Origin of the sequence: Halorubrum trapanicum (assembly GCF_002355655.1) — an archaeon.
Lineage (GTDB): Archaea > Halobacteriota > Halobacteria > Halobacteriales > Haloferacaceae > Halorubrum > Halorubrum trapanicum_A.
The window spans coordinates 1225882-1240960 of the sequence record NZ_AP017569.1; the positions used below are offsets into that span (position 1 = coordinate 1225882).

The window sequence follows — 15079 nt, forward strand, 5'->3', positions numbered from 1 at the left end:
GACGCCGCGCTTTTGTGCGTTCGCGCCGCACCGACGGTATGCGCGCAGCCGTTTTCAACGGTCCCGGCGAGATAGGCGTCGAAGAGCGGCCCCGCCCCGAGGTGGAGGCGCCGACGGACGCGATCGTCCGCGTCACCCACACCGCGATCTGCGGCTCCGACCTCTGGTTCTACCGCGGCGACAGCGACCGCGACGCGGGCTCGCCGGTCGGCCACGAGCCGATGGGGATCGTCGAGGAAGTCGGCGACGACGTGACCTCCGTCAGCCCCGGCGACCGCGTGCTCGCCCCCTTCGCTATCTCCTGCGGCGAGTGTGAGTTCTGTCGGAAGGGGCTCCACACCTCCTGCGAGAACGGCGACTCGTGGGGCGGCGACAACGGCGGGGGGCAGGGCGAGTACGTCCGCTCGACGCACGCCGACGGCACGCTCGTGCGCGTGCCCGACCGCCACGCGGACGACGAGGAGACGCTCCGCTCGCTGCTCCCGCTGACCGACGTGCTGGGCACCGGCCACCACGCCGCGGTCAGCGCGGGCGTGGAGGCGGGCTCGACGGTCGCGGTGATCGGCGACGGCGCGGTCGGGCTCTGCGGCGTCCTCGCGGCCCGGCGGCTCGGCGCCGAACGGATCGTCGCGGTCGGCCACCACGAGGACCGCCTCGAACTCGCCGAGGAGTTCGGCGCCACGGAGACCGTCTCCGAGCGCGGGGAGGCCGCGGTCGAGCGCATCCGAGAGCTCACCTACGGCGGCCCGAACCACGTGATGGAGTGCGTCGGCGCCGCGAGCGCGATGAACACCGCGATCGACGCCGTCCGCCCCGGCGGCACGATCGGGTACGTCGGCGTCCCCTACGGCGTCGAGGAGGAGGGCCTCGACGTGTTCGGCATGTTCGGCAAGAACGTCACCCTCGCGGGCGGGGTCGCCCCCGTCCGCGCCTACGCCGAGGAGCTGATGGACGACGTGCTCCAGGGGACGCTCGACCCCGCGCCGGTCTTCACCGAGACGGTCGGCCTCGACGACGTCGCCGAGGGGTACCGGATGATGGACGAGCGCGAGGCGATCAAGGTGCTGGTGAAGCCGCACGGCGACGCGTAGGCGGCCGCGAAACCGGATCTTCGATCTACGTCTGCTCGACTCGGTTTTTAAGCGGTGGCGCGTGCCTGCGAGCGACCGCCCTCGGCGGCCGCGAGGAGCACGCGCGAGGGACGCGGTGAGCGAGAGGCGACCGCAGGGAGCCCGAGCGAACCGCGAGGCTGGGGAGGCGTGAGGTGCGGGTGCCGTGCGGGGCGGGTCTCAAAGGGGCAGCCGCGAGGGCGAAGCCTGACGACGCAAGCACCGCAGGGAGCGTAGCGACCGAGGAGCGCAGCGAGTCACGCGAGCCCTCGCGGCTGGGGCTTTGGAGGTCTCCGCCGTCGAGACACAGCCGCCCATTTATAAGTAAAGGACTGGGGCTTTGGCGGTGTTGGCCGTCGATCCACAAACGCCCATTTATAAGCGAACGGCTGGAGATTTGGCCGTGTTCGTCGCCGAGGTGTAGTCGCTCATTTATAAGGGGCGGTCGTGGATTCCGCAGCCGTCGCCGGGCCAGTAGCCGCCGATGGGCATTCGGACGCACCGCAGACAGATCCGCTCAAACGTTCGTTTCCGACGGTATCGGCGTAACCTTTAGTACTCCCAAGTCATTGTCATCCGTTGTCATGTGCCACCATTACGACGAGGCGCGCACGTGGACGGAGGTCAAGGCGCGTCACCGGTCCGAGGAGGCGGACGAGCTCGACGAAGCGCCCGACGTCGACGCGGTCGACGAGCCGGCGGACGAGACGGAGGAGCCCGAGCCCCCGGCGGAGCCGCGCGCCCCGGCCGACGACTGACGCGGTCGGGGACGACCCCGCCTCGAACCCCGACTTTCTATCGCGTGTCGCTGTTCCGTGAGCGGCCGCGCCGCCCGCCGTCGGCCCCATCGCACTCATTTTCGGGCCGCTGGCCGTGCTGTACGGATTCGCTGCCGGGGTCGTGCTGTTCAGGGCGGGCTACTGGTTCGCACGCCCTACCCCGAACGCGTATGCTCGGGCAGCCCGGGGTGTCGGATTCGTGATAGATCGCGGAGGTGACTCATCGATCGGGGTTCGGCTCAGCATGATTCGAGGTGGAGCCTCCGACCTCAAGGAGCGAGAGCAGCGAGCGAGTAGGTCGGAGAGGAAACCGACAACGCACGACGCAACCGCACGACGGTAGCTACCTGACTCCCCAATAAATAAGTACCGTTAGATAGTAATCTGAAACATGGAGGTGCGTCGAACTGCGCCGGTCAAACTTGTTGTTCCCGACAAGCGGTACGACGACCTCCACGAATCCGCGCGACAGTTCCTTCACTGTGCGAATCGTGCCGCTGAATTCTGTTGGGACGACGACTCCTACGCCAACTGCGTTACGGCGAACTCGACCGCACGGGACGCGCTCTACGAACAACTACGAGAGGAAACTGATCTTACTGCGAACCTCGTTCAAGCGGCTATCCGTCGTGCCGTCCAAGCGACGAAAGGATGCGTCGAACGGTGGAAACAGGGCAAGCGGGTGAGCCAGCCGGAGTTCACGTCGTGGAGCATGGTCTACGACAAGCGAAGCGCGACGTTCTACCGCGACCGTGTGTCTCTTTCGACCGTCAACGGGCGCGTCGAGTGCGACTTTGAACTTCCGGCGGATAGCCCGACTCCCTACGAACAGTACGTTCTCTCGGAGGACTACGAGTTCCGGGCGAGCACACTGCAATACGACAAGGCAACTGACGAGTTCTATTTCCACATCACGACGCGGAAGTACGATACCGACGAATCCGAGGTTTCGGAAGATACCGAGCACCAAACAGTCCTCGGTATCGACCTCGGCGTCAACAGCCTCGCAGTCGCTTCGACCGGCACGTTCTGGCAGGGCGACGAATACGATCACTGGTGCCGTGAATTCGAGAAGCGGCGTGGTGAGATGCAACAGCGCGGGACGCAACCCGCGCACAACGCCCTGCTTCGCCTCGGAAAGCGCGAAGAAGCGTGGCGGAAGCAGTACATCCACACGGTTGCCAATGAGCTCGTTTCGGAAGCCATCGAACACGACTGCGACGTAATCGTGTTCGAGGAGTTAACCGACATCCGCGAGCGGCTCCCGCAGGCGAAATGGCACCACGTGTGGGCGTTCCGACGCCTGTCCGAGTACGTCTCCTACAAGGCACCAGAGCAGGGCGTCTCCGTGGAGCAAGTCGAGCCGAACCACACGTCCCAGCGCTGTTCTCGGACGGATTGTGGGTTCACGCACGAAGCGAACCGTGACGGCGAACACTTCGAGTGCCAGAAATGCGGCTATGAGGTCAACGCGGATTACAACGCGGCGAAGAATATCGGGGTACGGTATGCCCGAAAGCGGAAACACAGACTCCGCTCCTCGCCCAAGTCGGGGAGCGGAGACGCACCAGTAGACGTGCGTGTAAATGGTGGGACGTTGAACGGCAAGAGTCACCAGTCCATTGCTGGCGACTGAGCGCTGGGAGTCCACATCAAAGCCCTACCCTCAACGAGCGAACCCCGTATGGGGCGAGCGAAGTAGGGTAGGGTAGTTTACTCGCGGAGCAGGTAGCGGAACGCGCGCAGGTGGTTCGATCCGCTCTCGGTGACGGAAAGGTATTGGTACTTGGAGTGTTTCTCGACCTCGAGGAACCCGCGGCTCTCAAGCGGCTCGACGACGTGCGTGTTGAGCCGCCGGTAGTACCCGCGTTTCGGGTTCTGAACCCCATCGGTGTCGTAGCGCTCGACGAAAGGGAGGCCTTCCCGGCGGCCGTAGTCGATGAGCTCTCTCTTGGTGACGGGCTGGTTCCGTTCGACGTACGCGAGGACGGCGACGCGTTCGGCGTTCGGCTCCTCGATCGGGTACTTCGGGAGTGTCTCCGGTGGCTTCGCGCCCGAGGCCACCGGTCGCTCCTCGCCGCCCGCGTACTCCTCCGCGTGGACGTAGTACGGGATCGCGCCGGTGACCATACAGGCGATCATCCCGCCGATCGCGGTCACCTTCGACCCCGACGCGAGGTTCACGTAGACGTTGTGGTCACGGAGACGGTTCGAGATCTCGGCGATCGTCCCGAGCGAACTGAAGAGATTGAAGATGTCGCACTCGACGGTCTCGGTCCGAATCCCTTCGTCTCGAACGCGTTGACGGGCCGTCTCGTGGTATGACGGTCGGTCGACGCCCTCTTTGTCGGCGTCGGGTTCGAGGAGGATCACCTCGTCGGCGTTCCCGTCGACGACCGGACGGACGATCCGGTCCAATTCGTATCCCAGCGGAACGATATGGACACGTTTCGGCACGTCGAGATCGTTCATATATCAGCTGATTATCGGGACGATATTGACGATTATGATCACATTGTCGTTTGTTTTGACTGTGTCAGCGTAATTCATATCCGACCGAGGGCGTTGTATCCGATCGCCGACGAAGGTCCCCGCAGACGTGTGTTCTCCCCCTCTACCCGAACAACGCGGGTCGGCGTTCCGTCGGTCGCCCCGTTCGGCCCTCCCCCCCGTCTCGGTGACCGCCGGTTTCGTCGCCTGAGACCTCGTCGGCGAACGCAGTATTCTTTTCACGGTCGTCCGGCCCACGTCCGACCTCGGCGACCCCGATCCGCCCTCCGGTTGCCACCGTGCCGAGTCCGCCAGATCGCGACGAGGACATGATGCGCTCGGCGGCCGACAGCGACGCCGCCGAGGTGTTCCTCGACTGAGGGACGCGGTGGCGCCGAACGGCAAGCCGGTCGCCCGCGAGCCGCTGGTCGCGGCCGCCCGTGAAGGGGACTGGGGCGGCACGGTGTTGAGCTTCCGGAAGAACGGCATCGACACGCGGTGGTGGTACGAGGACCCGATCTCCGTCGGCGGCGAGGCAGGCGCACAGTGTCGATCGCGTCCCGGACCTCATTTCCGAACCGGCCGCGACCGATCAGAGCGGCTCGATCAGCTCGACGACGTGGCCGTCGGGGTCCTTCACGAAGGCGACCCGCGCGCCGGCCTCCGGGTGGTCGGTCGGCGCCTCCCTGACGCCGTGGTGATCGATCTCCGCGAACGCCGCGTCCACGTCGTCGACGCCGACGGCGACGTGGTCGTAGCGGTCGCCGTCCGCGCTCGGCGCCTCGCCCTCGGTGTCCGACAGCTGGAACTCGACGCCGTTCCCGTCGGCGACGTACACGTTGCGGGTGTCGTCGATGGTGAACTCCCACGACCGCTCGAAGCCGAGCTCGTCGACGTACCAGTCGGCGGCCCGGTCGGCGTCCGCCACGTTCAGACAGGTGTGGAGAATCTCCATGCGTCGGCCTCGCGCGGTAGCGGCATAAATCCCGACCGCCGACTCCCGCGCGACCGCCCGGTCGAGTCGGTGCCCCGCGCGGTCGCCGGCGAGCGCGGATATATCCGCCGCCGGCCCGTACGGAGGGCGATGGCACGGAGCGCGACGAGCGCGCGCGGCGGTCCCCGCGAGCGCGACGAGCCGGACGCGGCACGCGGCGAGGAAGCGCCCGACGACGAGACCGGCCCGCCGGCCCTCGCGGTCGAGGGGCTCACGAAGCGGTTCGGCGAGGGCGACGACGCGGTGGTGGCCGTCGACGACGTGAGCCTCACCGTCGAGCGCGGGTCGGTCGTCGGCCTGCTCGGGCCGAACGGCGCGGGCAAGACGACGCTGATCAAGTGCGCGCTGGGCATCGTCATCCCCGACGCGGGGTCGGTCCGTGTGTTCGGGAACGACGTGCGCGACGGTCGGCGGGCCGCGTACGCCGACGTGGACGCGATGCTGGAGGGCGCGCGCAACGACTACTGGCGGCTCACGGTCCGGGAGAACCTCCGCTACTTCGCGACGATCAGCGGCGTCGACCCCGACTCCGTGGCGACGCGCCACGACCGCCTGCTCGACCGGCTCGACCTGGCCGACAAGGCGGACACGCCCGTCCGCGACCTCTCCCGGGGGATGAAACAGAAGGTGTCGCTCGCGAGCGTACTCGCGGGCGGCGCCGAACTCGTCTTTCTCGACGAGCCGACGCTCGGGCTCGACGTCGAGAGCGCGCGGACGCTCCGGGCGGAGCTGCGGCGGCTCGCGGCCGAGGAGGGGCTCACCATCGTCGTCAGCAGCCACGACATGACGACGATCGAGGCGGTGTGCGACCGCGTCGTCATGCTGTCGAACGGTCGGATCGTCGCCGACGACACCGTCGAGGCGCTGCTGGGGGCGGCCGCGAGCGACGCGGTCCGCGTGGCGAGCCCGGACCTCACCCCGGAGACGGTCGCCGACCTCCGCGAGCGGCTCGAGGTCGTCGGAGTCGACCGCGACGCGCGCCCGCCCGCGGTGACGGTCGCGGCCGGCGGCGACCGGCTGTACGAGCTGACCGACGCGCTCCGGGCGGCCGGCGTCACCGTCTCGGACATCCGCACGGTCCAGCCGGACCTCGAAGAGGTGTTCCTCGAACGCACCGGAACCGTCCCCGGTGCGGCCGGTCCAGCCGGTGCCGCGTCCGGGGGTGAATCCTCGTGAGCGCGGACGCGCCGCCCGGGGACGCGACCGCGGCTGACTCGTCGCCCGCAGAGGCGTCCGCGGCCACCGACGCGATCGCCGACGACGATCCCCGGCCGGCCACCTACTACCACCTCGCGCGGGCGGTGCTGTATCGCGAGTTCCTGATCTTCGTGCGGTACCCGGCCAACGCGATCGGGGGGATCGTGGTGTCGCTGTTCTTCTTCGCCGCGCTGTTCCTGGGCGGGCAGCTGCTCGCCGGGCAGGCGCTCGCGGACTCGATCGAGGGGATCGTCGTCGGCTACTTCCTGTGGACGCTGTCGGTGGGCGCGTACTCGTCGGTGTCGAACGACATCGGCAGCGAGGTGCAGTGGGGGACCCTCGAACGCCACATCACCACGCCGTTCGGCTTCGCGCCCGTCGCGCTGTTGAAGGGCGTCGCGAAGGTGGTGCGGACGTTCCTCACGAGCGCCGTGATCCTCGCGGTGATGCTCCTCGCGACCGGGACGCGGCTGAGCCTCGCGCCCGTGACCGTGGTCGTCGTCGCCGGCCTGTCGATCGTCTCGGTGCTGGGGCTCGGCTTCGCTGCGGGCGGCGTGACGGTGCTGTACAAGCGGATCGGCAACTGGCTCAACCTGCTCCAGTTCGGCTTCGTCGCGCTGATCTCGGCGCCCGTCTTCGATCTCCCGTGGACGCGCGTGCTCCCTCTGGCGCACGGCAGCGCCATGCTCCAGCGCGCGATGGTCGACGGGATCCGGCTGTGGGAGTTCCCGCTCGCGGACGTGGCGCTGCTCGTCGCGGTCGCGGGCGGCTACCTCGTCGGCGGCTACCTCGTCTTTCAGGGCGCGACCCGGCGGGCGCGGCGGCTCGGCGTGCTCGGCGACTACTGAGCGCGGCGCGTCGACACACTAAGCGGTCGTCACACGTCGTCGCCGCGGCGGTCACGCCGACGCCGTCGATTCCGACTCGTCGCCGCGTGGCAGTCCGAACTCGACCTCGATCCGCACCGTTTCGTAGGGGACGTACGGCCGCTTCGCGCGGCCGTCCGCTTCGAAGTGGACAATCTCGTAATCGGCCAACAGCGACAGGTCGTCGTGGACGACGTGGACGTCGCGGCCAAGCCGGTCCGCCAGCCCGCGGATGCTCTCGGGCGGCCGTTCCATGACGGCTTCTAAGAGCTCCATCCGGCGGTCCGTGAGCAACTGGCGGAGCCGCGCACGGTCCTCGAAGTTGACCACGTGCGGGACCGCCTCGCCGTCCTCCCAGCGCTCGGCGCGCTCGATCGCTGCCGCCTGTGCCTGTTCCGCCGGCAGCGACGTGATTCGGAGCGTCGAGGGGTACTCGGCATCGTTCGGGTCAGGTGTAAATTCGTCGTGGGTGGGGTGGGTGTCAGTTGGTTCGTCGGTCATGGATGTCGTTCACCTCGGCTTGGAAGTCGGTGATCAGGTCGGCGAGACCGGTGAAGTCCAGTTTGGTGACCTCACCGGCCTGCGTGTGGCGATGGTGGCGCCCGACGTCTCGGTGATGCGGCGCGTTGTCGTACCGGAGGAGCGTGCCGCCGTCAGCGTCCATGTATTGGAAGCTGTACTTCAGCCCTTCCGGGTATTCCTCGCTTTCCGGGACCTGCCACGCGACCATTTCATACCGACTGCCGTCCGGTTTCTCGGATTCTCCCGGTACACGACCGTGGCGGGCATCTGTTTCGTATGTTGTGGTACAAACTCAACAGTGTTAACGCTTTTCGTTGTTCTCTAACCACAACGACAATTGCGGACATCGCCGTCGCCGCAGGGTCGTCGTCGGAGTTTCCCGGTCGTGTTTGCCGCGCTTCCTACCGGTCCTCGTCCGGCTCCGCGGCGAGCGCCTCGTCGCGGAGCTCCCGGCAGCGCTCGCCCGTGATTTCGAGTTCGGGCACGGGGGTCGGGTTCCCGTCCGCGTCGACGGCGACGAACACGAAGTACGACTCCGTGGTGAGTTCGCGCTCGCCGGTGCGGGGCGACTCGCGGTACGCGCGGATCCGCGTCCGGAGGCTCGTGCGCCCGACCGCGTACACGTACGACTCGATGACGCAGGTGTCGCCCTGCGGCACCGGCCGCTTGAAGTCGAGCCCGTCGATCTTGGCCGTGACGCAGGTCTCGCCGGCGGCGCGCATCGCCGACATCGCGCCGATCTCGTCCATCCACTTGACGACGTTCCCCCCGTGGGCCGACTCGTAGTTGTTCGTGTGGGTCGGCTGGACGCGCTGGCGGTTCTCGATGTACGTGTCGCTGACGCTGGGCATACTCGCTGGTAGCGCGGCCGCGGGAAAAACACCGGCCCACCCGTCGCGTCGCCCGGGCACCGGGGCTCGTTCCTCACCGTCCTCGCCCGGCCGCTCGGTTAGTTATCAGATCGTGTAATTTGGTCTTTACTCCTAAATAGGGCAGCTTTCTGCGGGCGAACAACAGATGATGAACGCGATCACCGCGCGGTACGGTCGGCGGGTCGGCGCGGCCGTCCTCCTGACGCTCGCCGTGACGCTCGGCTTCGTCGCTCTCTTCGCGGGGCACGTGACGACGGTCGGGACCCCGGCGGCCGCGACGGCGGCGCTGGCGTCGGTCGGCGTCGTCGTCACGCTGAACCTCGGGCTGCTTGGCATCGTACTGGTCGGAAACGTCGCGGTCGAGCTCCGGCGGCTGACGGAGACGGCCGAGGCGGTCGGGCGCGGCGAGTTCGACGCTCGCGCCACGTCCGACCGCGGCGACGAGATCGGGCGGCTGTTCGACGCCTTCGACGAGACCCGGCGGTCGCTCCGGGACGCGGTCGCCGAGTCCGAGCGGGCGCAGTCCGAGGCGGAGGCGGCCCGCGAGGAGGCCGAGGCGCTGTCCGACACCCTCTTGGAGCGCGCCGAGGAGATCGGCGGCGCCATGGAGGACGCGGCCGAGGGCGACCTCACGCGCCGGCTCGACGCGGACGGTGAGGTCGACGCGATCGAGCGCATCACGGCGGCGTACAACGAGATGACCGGTGGGCTCGCGACGACGATCGAGGACATCCAGGCGTTCGCGGGCGACGTGGAGGCGACGAGCGAGGAGATGGCCGCGGAGGCCGACGAGGTCGCGGGGATGAACCGGGAGGTGGCCGACGAGATGCGCGAGCTGGCCGACGAGCTGGACGCGCAAACCGAGCGGTTACGGGAGACGGCCAACGACACCGACGACTTCTCCGCGACCGTCGAGGAGATCGCTTCCACCACCGACGAGGTGGCCGGCGACGCGAGCGCCGCGGCCGACCTCGGCGCGGAGGGCGAAGAGCGGGCGACCGAGGCGGTCGAGGCGATCGCCGCGATCGGCGAGCTGCTGGCGGAGCTGGACGAGCTCGTCGCCGGGCTCGACGACCGAATGGACGGCGTCGCGGAGACGACCGACGTGATCGCCGACATCGCCGAGCAGACCAACATCCTCGCGCTGAACGCCTCGATCGAGGCGTCGCGGGCGGGCGGCGACGGCGACGGCTTCGCGGTCGTCGCCGACGAGGTGAAGGGGCTCGCCGAGGAGACGCGCGCCTCGACGACGGAGATCGAGGCGACGATCGGCGAGGTGACGGAGGACGTGTCCGCGGTCGCCGGCGAGATGGACCGGACGATGACGGAGCTCGACGAGACGACCGCGGCGGTCGAGGCCGCGGGCGAGGCGATCGAGGAGCTCACCGGTACCGTCGAGGACGTCGACGTCGCGATGGCGGACATCGCGCGGGCGACCGACGAGGGCGCCGAGGGGATCGAGTCGGTCGCGGCGCGCGTCGAAGCGGTCCACGGCTCCGCCACCGACGCCGCGGACCGCGCGCGGTCGCTCGCCGAGACCGCCGACGAGACGGCCGAGACCGTCGGCGATCTCGCGGCGACGGCGACGGCGCTGTCGGAGCGCACCGCGTCGCTCACCGAGCGGCTCGCGCAGTTCGAAACGCGTGCGGACGCGGCCGACGTCGGAGGCGGGGCCGCGGGCGCTCCCGCTCCGACCGCCGGCGACGCGGAGGTGCACGCCGATGATTGAGCCGTCGACGGTGCGGTTCGCTTCCGCAGGGATCTACGCCGTCTCCGCGGTCGTGCTGCTCGCCTTGGCGCGGCGCAAGCCCGCAGACCTGCGGCGGTACTGCTACCCGTTCGTCGCGGTCGTGGCGCTCGCGGGCGTCGGGATCGCGAGCTGGGGCGCCGGGATCGGGACGTTCGCTGTCGGGACCGGCACGCTGGAGGCCGGCCAGCTGCTCTCCGACTACGTGGCGTACCCGTTCCTGTTCGGGTTCGCGGCGTTCGTCGCGGGGGCGGGCCGGCGGTACGTCGGGGGGATCGTCGCGATCACCGTCGCGATGCGGCTCGGCTACGACTTCGCCGAGGTGTTCGCGGGGCCGCTCGCGACGGCGGGCACCCTCGGGATCCTCGTCGGCTACGCGACGCTCGTCGGGCTGTTCTTCGGGCCAGTGGCGAGCGCGGCGGCGCGGCAGACGCCCGCACGCGAGCTGTTCTACAAGAAGACGCGGAACCTCGCGCTGTTCGCCTTCGGCGTGTTGATCGCGTGGGCGATGTTACAGATCGCCGGGCTGTTCGATACGTTCACCGCGGCGGTGACCTTAGAGTATCTTGATCTCCTCTTGCGGGTCGGCTTCGCGGGCTTCGTCTTCGCGAATGTAGAGACGCTGGCGGCGGCGGAGGAATCCGAAGTCGGCGATGCTGGCGATGATGCGGGACGGGGTCCGGCCGCGACGGTGTCGACGTCGAGCGCGGACTGAGTCGGCGCAGTCGGCTTCTCTGGGCTGTCTGTATTGTCACCGATCACCAATCCACTCACTGTCAATCCGGGAGGGTGCTTTTTGTCGGCGTTCACTGATACCCTTCCATGGGCCTGTACGATGTCGTGCTGGCCGCGGATGGCGTCAGGCTGCCGAAGTTTCCGGCCGATGCCAGTCCGTCCGATATCGAGTGGCAGACGAAAGATATCGGTCGGCCGGCCATGAAAGCGTACAAGCTGACCGCAGACGGACGGCTCCTGCGACGCGAGCGGGAGTTCCGTGAGAAGACGCCCGAGGAAAAGCAGACGGCGGCCGCCGATCACGGCTTCGACTCGTGGGAGGCGTACGTCTCGTTTTGTGAGGACGCAGCCCCAGATGAGCGCATCCAACGTGGAATCGGTCTTGGAGCGCCGAACCCCCAGACCGTCGACGAGGAGCTCTGGCTCGACCACAATATGCACGGCAGCTTCGAATTCCATGGCCGGAGCGACGACATCGAAGACGGATTCCACTGGTCGTACGAAGCACGGTTCACGCGCGGGGAGCTCGACGCGATCGTCTTTCTCGGCGAGCGAGGGGGTGGTTCCCTCGATGACTACCGGCCCGACGCGCCAGTGCGCGTCGAGTTTTCGTGACTAAACCAGAGGAACGTGGATTCCGAGGTCGGACATCGCGTCGGGCACGTCGTCGTCACCGAACGCGAGACCGTGCCGACGGCAAACACCATCTCCGGAACGTTTCGCGGGGCTGGTCGAGGACCACCGGGACGTCGACGCCTATCGCGAACGGGTCGAGGCCGAGTACGAGGAGACCGCCACCGAGCGGGAGCGGGACCGCCGGGAGTTCGTCGATCGGCTCGCTCCTTTTCGACTACATAATTCGGCGACGCCAGAATTATATAGTCTCTTCCGCTACTGACGAGTATGCCTGCCGACGGGCCCGGCGAGGAGTTCGGACTCGCCGAGGGGTTCAGCGCGGACCTCGACGCCGAACCCGCCGACGAGCGGGTGTACCGGGTCGCGCTCCAGCTGTACGACCCGGCGGGCGTGTCGGAAATCGCGGAGCGCGCCTCGTGCGCGCCGGACACCGCGCGGCGACATCTCAAGCGACTGGCCGACATCGGCGTCGTCGAACGCGTCTCGGAGTCGCCGCTCACGTTCGCCCGTAACGAATCATACTTCGAGTGGCGACTTCGGAATCGGCTCGAAGCCCTGTCACGCGACGAGCTCCACGAGAGACTCACCGAACTCACCGAGCGCGAGTCCGCGTTTCGCGAGCGCTTCGACGCCGAGTCGCCGACCGACGTGGATGCGCTCCACCACGCGGAGTACGACGACATCGAGACGGTGTGGCTCGCGTTGAGCGAGTGGCACACCGTCAGGGAACGGATCGACCGGCTGGAGGCCGTCCGGCGCGGTCGCGGCTCCGACTTGTCCGCCGAGGAGAACGCTGCGTGACCGAGTCCGCCCCGTCGCGGTCCGTCGACGAGGCGACCCTCCGGTATCTCGGTCGCGCGTTCGGTCGACGGGACGAGGTGAGCCAGACGTCGCTGTTCCCCGCGAACAAGCCGGAGCGTCTCGCCGTGACGCTCGACGCCGAGTACTACCCCGAACTCGTCGGGGTCGTCTCGCTCGAACTCCGCGCGTACACGAACGGCGACTTTCACGTCTCGTACCACGAGACGCGCGCCGGCGACCGGCGGCAGTGTCGATGGGACCGCCACGACCAGCCGCACAACACGCGGGACCACTTCCATCCGCTCCCGGACGCAGACACAACAGCCGCGGTCGACCGGAGCTACGCGACGGACCTCACGCGTGTCATCGAGGGGACCGTGCTGCCGTGGGTCGACGAGCGGGTCGGCTCGCTGTGGGAGTCGGACGGGAGATAAGTCGGCGGCGATATCGAGTGCGGCAGCATATTTATCTGTAGTTCCGACATAGCGAGTCATATGTCCGGGCTCGAAGCGGACCTCGATGCCATCGCGGCCGCCGGCGGCTACGACGACACCGACGCCGTGGTCGAGGAGGCCGTCCGCGAGCTGTTGCGTCGGCGTCCGGAGCTTCGGCTCTCGCTCGCGGTCGAGAAGTACCGCACCGGAGCGGTGAGTCTCAACCGGGGGGCAGAACTGGCCGGCGTCTCGACTGAGTCCTTCAAACGCGAACTCGCGGATCGGGGGATCGACCGGGAGGCCGGATTCCTGGACGAGTCCGCCCGCGAGGATCGGCTGGAAACGTTCCTCGAGTAATCGGCGGATGGCGCTCGTCGATACCACCGTCTCAACTTCGCTCGGAGCGGTCGATCGGTTGGAACTGCTGTCTGGGATGTCCGTGACCGTCGTCGGGTAGCGGTGAAATCGCTTGCTACTGTTCGGCGTCGAACAGCGACGTGAGTTCTCGGATTCCGTACAGCGACGCGTCGGATCGCTCGTCGACGGCAGTCCGTAACTCCTCGGTGAAGCCGGCTCGGGAAAAGACCGCGTACCGTACATCCCGGTCGCGTCCCCGCCATCGGACCTCCGGTTCGAGCGCCGTGAGATCGTCGAACACCGCTCGCCCGACGGGGTCTGTGGTCCACTTGCATTCGCCGAGCAACAGGGTCTCGGTCTCTTGATTGATCCCGACGACGTCTATCTCCTCGCCGCCGTACCACCACCGGCCGACCCGCGAGCAGGAGACGGGAAACGCCGACGTCCGAACCGCCTGCTGGCACACGGTCTCGAAGGTCCGACTCGTGTGCGTCGGTAGCGTCTCGGCGATCACCGACCGGACCGGTTCCGTGCGCCCCTGTTCGAGCGTTCCTCGATTGGGTGCCACGTACCGAAACCAGAATCGAAGGAAATCGTCCGTCAATCGATACAGTCCCCGGCCGTCAGGATCCGTTACCGGGTGTTCTCGCTCGAGGATCGCCAGCTGCGTGAGGTTCTGGAGGTACCGGGAGAGACTGCTCGCGTCGCGGCCGATCTCGTTGGCGATCTCGGTGACACGCGTGGCGCCACCGGCGATGGCCTCGAGGATCGCCATGTACGTCGCGGGCTCACGAAGCTCCTGCCGTAACAGGAACTCCGGCTCCTCGTACAGGAACTCGCCTTTCGAGAGGACGGCCCGCTCGACGTTCTCGAGGAGGCTCCGCTCCGGGTCGAACTGTTCGAGATACGCGGGGACGCCGCCGAGGACGCTGTACACTTGGATCTGCGTCTCCAAATCCTCGTCTGGGAAGAACCCGCGAACGTCCGCGAACGAGAGCGGAGCGAGCTCCCACTGTCCGGTTCGGCGTCCGTACAACGGGCTCTCGTAGCTCAACACGCCCTCCTTCATCATCGAAATCGACGAGCCCAACAACACGAGCGAGACGTCCGTCCCCGCGAGCACGTCGTCGACGACGGTCTGAAACACCGACGGGACGGTGTCGTCTTCGGCGACGAGATACGAGAACTCGTCCAGCGCCACGACACACGGCCCGTCGACGCGGGCCGTGAGGTACCGGAACGCGTCGACGTACCCGTCGACGTCCGGCGTGACGTCGTCGAACGCCTCGGCGCACTGCGCCGCGAACCGCCGGGCGTTGTGCGCCGCGCCCCGCTCGTCACAGAGGTAGTAGACCGAGGCGTCGTCGAGCGTCTCGAGCGCTGTCGTCACCAGCGTTGTCTTCCCGACCCGCCGTCGGCCGTACACGACGAGTAGCTGTCGCTCCGCGCGCGTGAGATGCGACGTGAGCCACTCGAGCTCCGCCTCTCGGTTTATCATTATGCGGGCGATAATATTATCGCGTTCATAATAGTCGTTCGG

The 15079-nt window shown here is 67.7% G+C and carries 16 protein-coding genes and 1 pseudogene; 11 read left to right on the forward strand and 6 right to left on the reverse strand.

Going from position 1 to position 15079, the window contains the following annotated elements; genetic code table 11:
• The first annotated feature begins 38 nt into the window (after window positions 1–38).
• The 3 genes from CPZ01_RS05965 to CPZ01_RS05970 all read left to right on the forward strand — a co-directional run bounded on the left by CPZ01_RS05965 (window position 39) and on the right by CPZ01_RS05970 (window position 3524).
• The gene (locus tag CPZ01_RS05965) at window positions 39–1091 is read left to right on the forward strand and encodes a zinc-dependent alcohol dehydrogenase family protein (RefSeq protein WP_096393888.1); all 1053 of its coding nucleotides are present in this window, start codon (window positions 39–41) and stop codon (window positions 1089–1091) included.
• Between the two features lie 602 nt (window positions 1092–1693).
• The gene (locus tag CPZ01_RS15375; RefSeq protein WP_162832650.1) at window positions 1694–1867 is read left to right on the forward strand and encodes a hypothetical protein; all 174 of its coding nucleotides are present in this window, start codon (window positions 1694–1696) and stop codon (window positions 1865–1867) included.
• Window positions 1868–2279: 412 nt separating this feature from the next.
• Window positions 2280–3524 carry an RNA-guided endonuclease InsQ/TnpB family protein gene (locus tag CPZ01_RS05970; RefSeq protein WP_096393889.1) on the forward strand — a complete coding sequence of 415 codons (1245 nt, stop codon included), beginning with the start codon at window positions 2280–2282 and terminating at the stop codon, window positions 3522–3524.
• Window positions 3525–3601: 77 nt separating this feature from the next.
• On the opposite strand, the gene CPZ01_RS05975 is transcribed toward CPZ01_RS05970, so the two are convergent.
• Window positions 3602–4360, reverse strand: a complete 759-nt coding sequence (locus tag CPZ01_RS05975) for an HFX_2341 family transcriptional regulator domain-containing protein (RefSeq protein ID WP_096393890.1) — start codon at window positions 4358–4360, stop codon at window positions 3602–3604.
• A gap of 610 nt (window positions 4361–4970) precedes the next feature.
• Window positions 4971–5333: a VOC family protein gene (locus tag CPZ01_RS05980; protein ID WP_096393891.1), complete on the reverse strand. Its 363-nt coding sequence runs from the start codon at window positions 5331–5333 to the stop codon at window positions 4971–4973.
• A 129-nt stretch (window positions 5334–5462) separates the two neighbouring features.
• On the opposite strand from CPZ01_RS05980, the gene CPZ01_RS05985 reads away from it, so the two are divergent.
• The gene (locus CPZ01_RS05985) at window positions 5463–6548 is read left to right on the forward strand and encodes an ABC transporter ATP-binding protein (RefSeq protein ID WP_096393892.1); all 1086 of its coding nucleotides are present in this window, start codon (window positions 5463–5465) and stop codon (window positions 6546–6548) included.
• The gene (locus tag CPZ01_RS05990; RefSeq protein WP_096393893.1) at window positions 6545–7417 is read left to right on the forward strand and encodes an ABC transporter permease; all 873 of its coding nucleotides are present in this window, start codon (window positions 6545–6547) and stop codon (window positions 7415–7417) included. Before CPZ01_RS05985 ends, CPZ01_RS05990 begins: the two co-directional genes overlap by 4 nt.
• A 51-nt stretch (window positions 7418–7468) precedes the next feature.
• Here the strand turns inward: CPZ01_RS05990 and CPZ01_RS05995 are convergent, their stop codons facing one another.
• The 3 genes and pseudogenes from CPZ01_RS05995 to CPZ01_RS06005 all read right to left on the reverse strand — a co-directional run bounded on the left by CPZ01_RS05995 (window position 7469) and on the right by CPZ01_RS06005 (window position 8808).
• Complete coding sequence (locus tag CPZ01_RS05995; RefSeq protein ID WP_096393894.1) at window positions 7469–7936, reverse strand: HVO_A0114 family putative DNA-binding protein; 468 nt, start codon at window positions 7934–7936, stop codon at window positions 7469–7471.
• Window positions 7917–8224: pseudogene (locus CPZ01_RS06000) on the reverse strand (toxin-antitoxin system TumE family protein). Before CPZ01_RS06000 ends, CPZ01_RS05995 begins: the two are co-directional and overlap by 20 nt.
• Window positions 8225–8358: 134 nt before the next feature.
• The gene (locus CPZ01_RS06005) at window positions 8359–8808 is read right to left on the reverse strand and encodes an acyl-CoA thioesterase (protein WP_096393896.1); all 450 of its coding nucleotides are present in this window, start codon (window positions 8806–8808) and stop codon (window positions 8359–8361) included.
• A gap of 166 nt (window positions 8809–8974) precedes the next feature.
• On the opposite strand from CPZ01_RS06005, the gene CPZ01_RS06010 reads away from it, so the two are divergent.
• The 6 genes from CPZ01_RS06010 to CPZ01_RS06040 all read left to right on the forward strand — a co-directional run bounded on the left by CPZ01_RS06010 (window position 8975) and on the right by CPZ01_RS06040 (window position 13539).
• Complete coding sequence (locus CPZ01_RS06010) at window positions 8975–10558, forward strand: methyl-accepting chemotaxis protein (RefSeq protein ID WP_096393897.1); 1584 nt, start codon at window positions 8975–8977, stop codon at window positions 10556–10558.
• Window positions 10551–11291, forward strand: a complete 741-nt coding sequence (locus CPZ01_RS06015) for a G protein-coupled receptor family protein (protein WP_096396152.1) — start codon at window positions 10551–10553, stop codon at window positions 11289–11291. The genes CPZ01_RS06010 and CPZ01_RS06015 overlap by 8 nt, the downstream gene beginning before the upstream one ends.
• 107 nt (window positions 11292–11398) lie before the next feature.
• Complete coding sequence (locus CPZ01_RS06020) at window positions 11399–11926, forward strand: hypothetical protein (protein ID WP_096393898.1); 528 nt, start codon at window positions 11399–11401, stop codon at window positions 11924–11926.
• Window positions 11927–12214: 288 nt separating this feature from the next.
• Window positions 12215–12748 (forward strand): DUF7342 family protein, encoded by a 534-nt coding sequence (locus tag CPZ01_RS06030; RefSeq protein WP_096393899.1) that lies wholly within the window; start codon window positions 12215–12217, stop codon window positions 12746–12748.
• Window positions 12745–13182: a hypothetical protein gene (locus CPZ01_RS06035; protein WP_096393900.1), complete on the forward strand. Its 438-nt coding sequence runs from the start codon at window positions 12745–12747 to the stop codon at window positions 13180–13182. Before CPZ01_RS06030 ends, CPZ01_RS06035 begins: the two co-directional genes overlap by 4 nt.
• 60 nt (window positions 13183–13242) lie before the next feature.
• On the forward strand, window positions 13243–13539 hold the full coding sequence (locus CPZ01_RS06040) for a UPF0175 family protein (protein WP_096393901.1): 297 nt from the start codon (window positions 13243–13245) through the stop codon (window positions 13537–13539).
• A gap of 115 nt (window positions 13540–13654) precedes the next feature.
• Here CPZ01_RS06040 and CPZ01_RS06045 read toward each other — a convergent pair whose 3' ends face one another.
• Window positions 13655–15037: an ATP-binding protein gene (locus CPZ01_RS06045; RefSeq protein WP_096393902.1), complete on the reverse strand. Its 1383-nt coding sequence runs from the start codon at window positions 15035–15037 to the stop codon at window positions 13655–13657.
• Window positions 15038–15079: the final 42 nt, after the last annotated feature.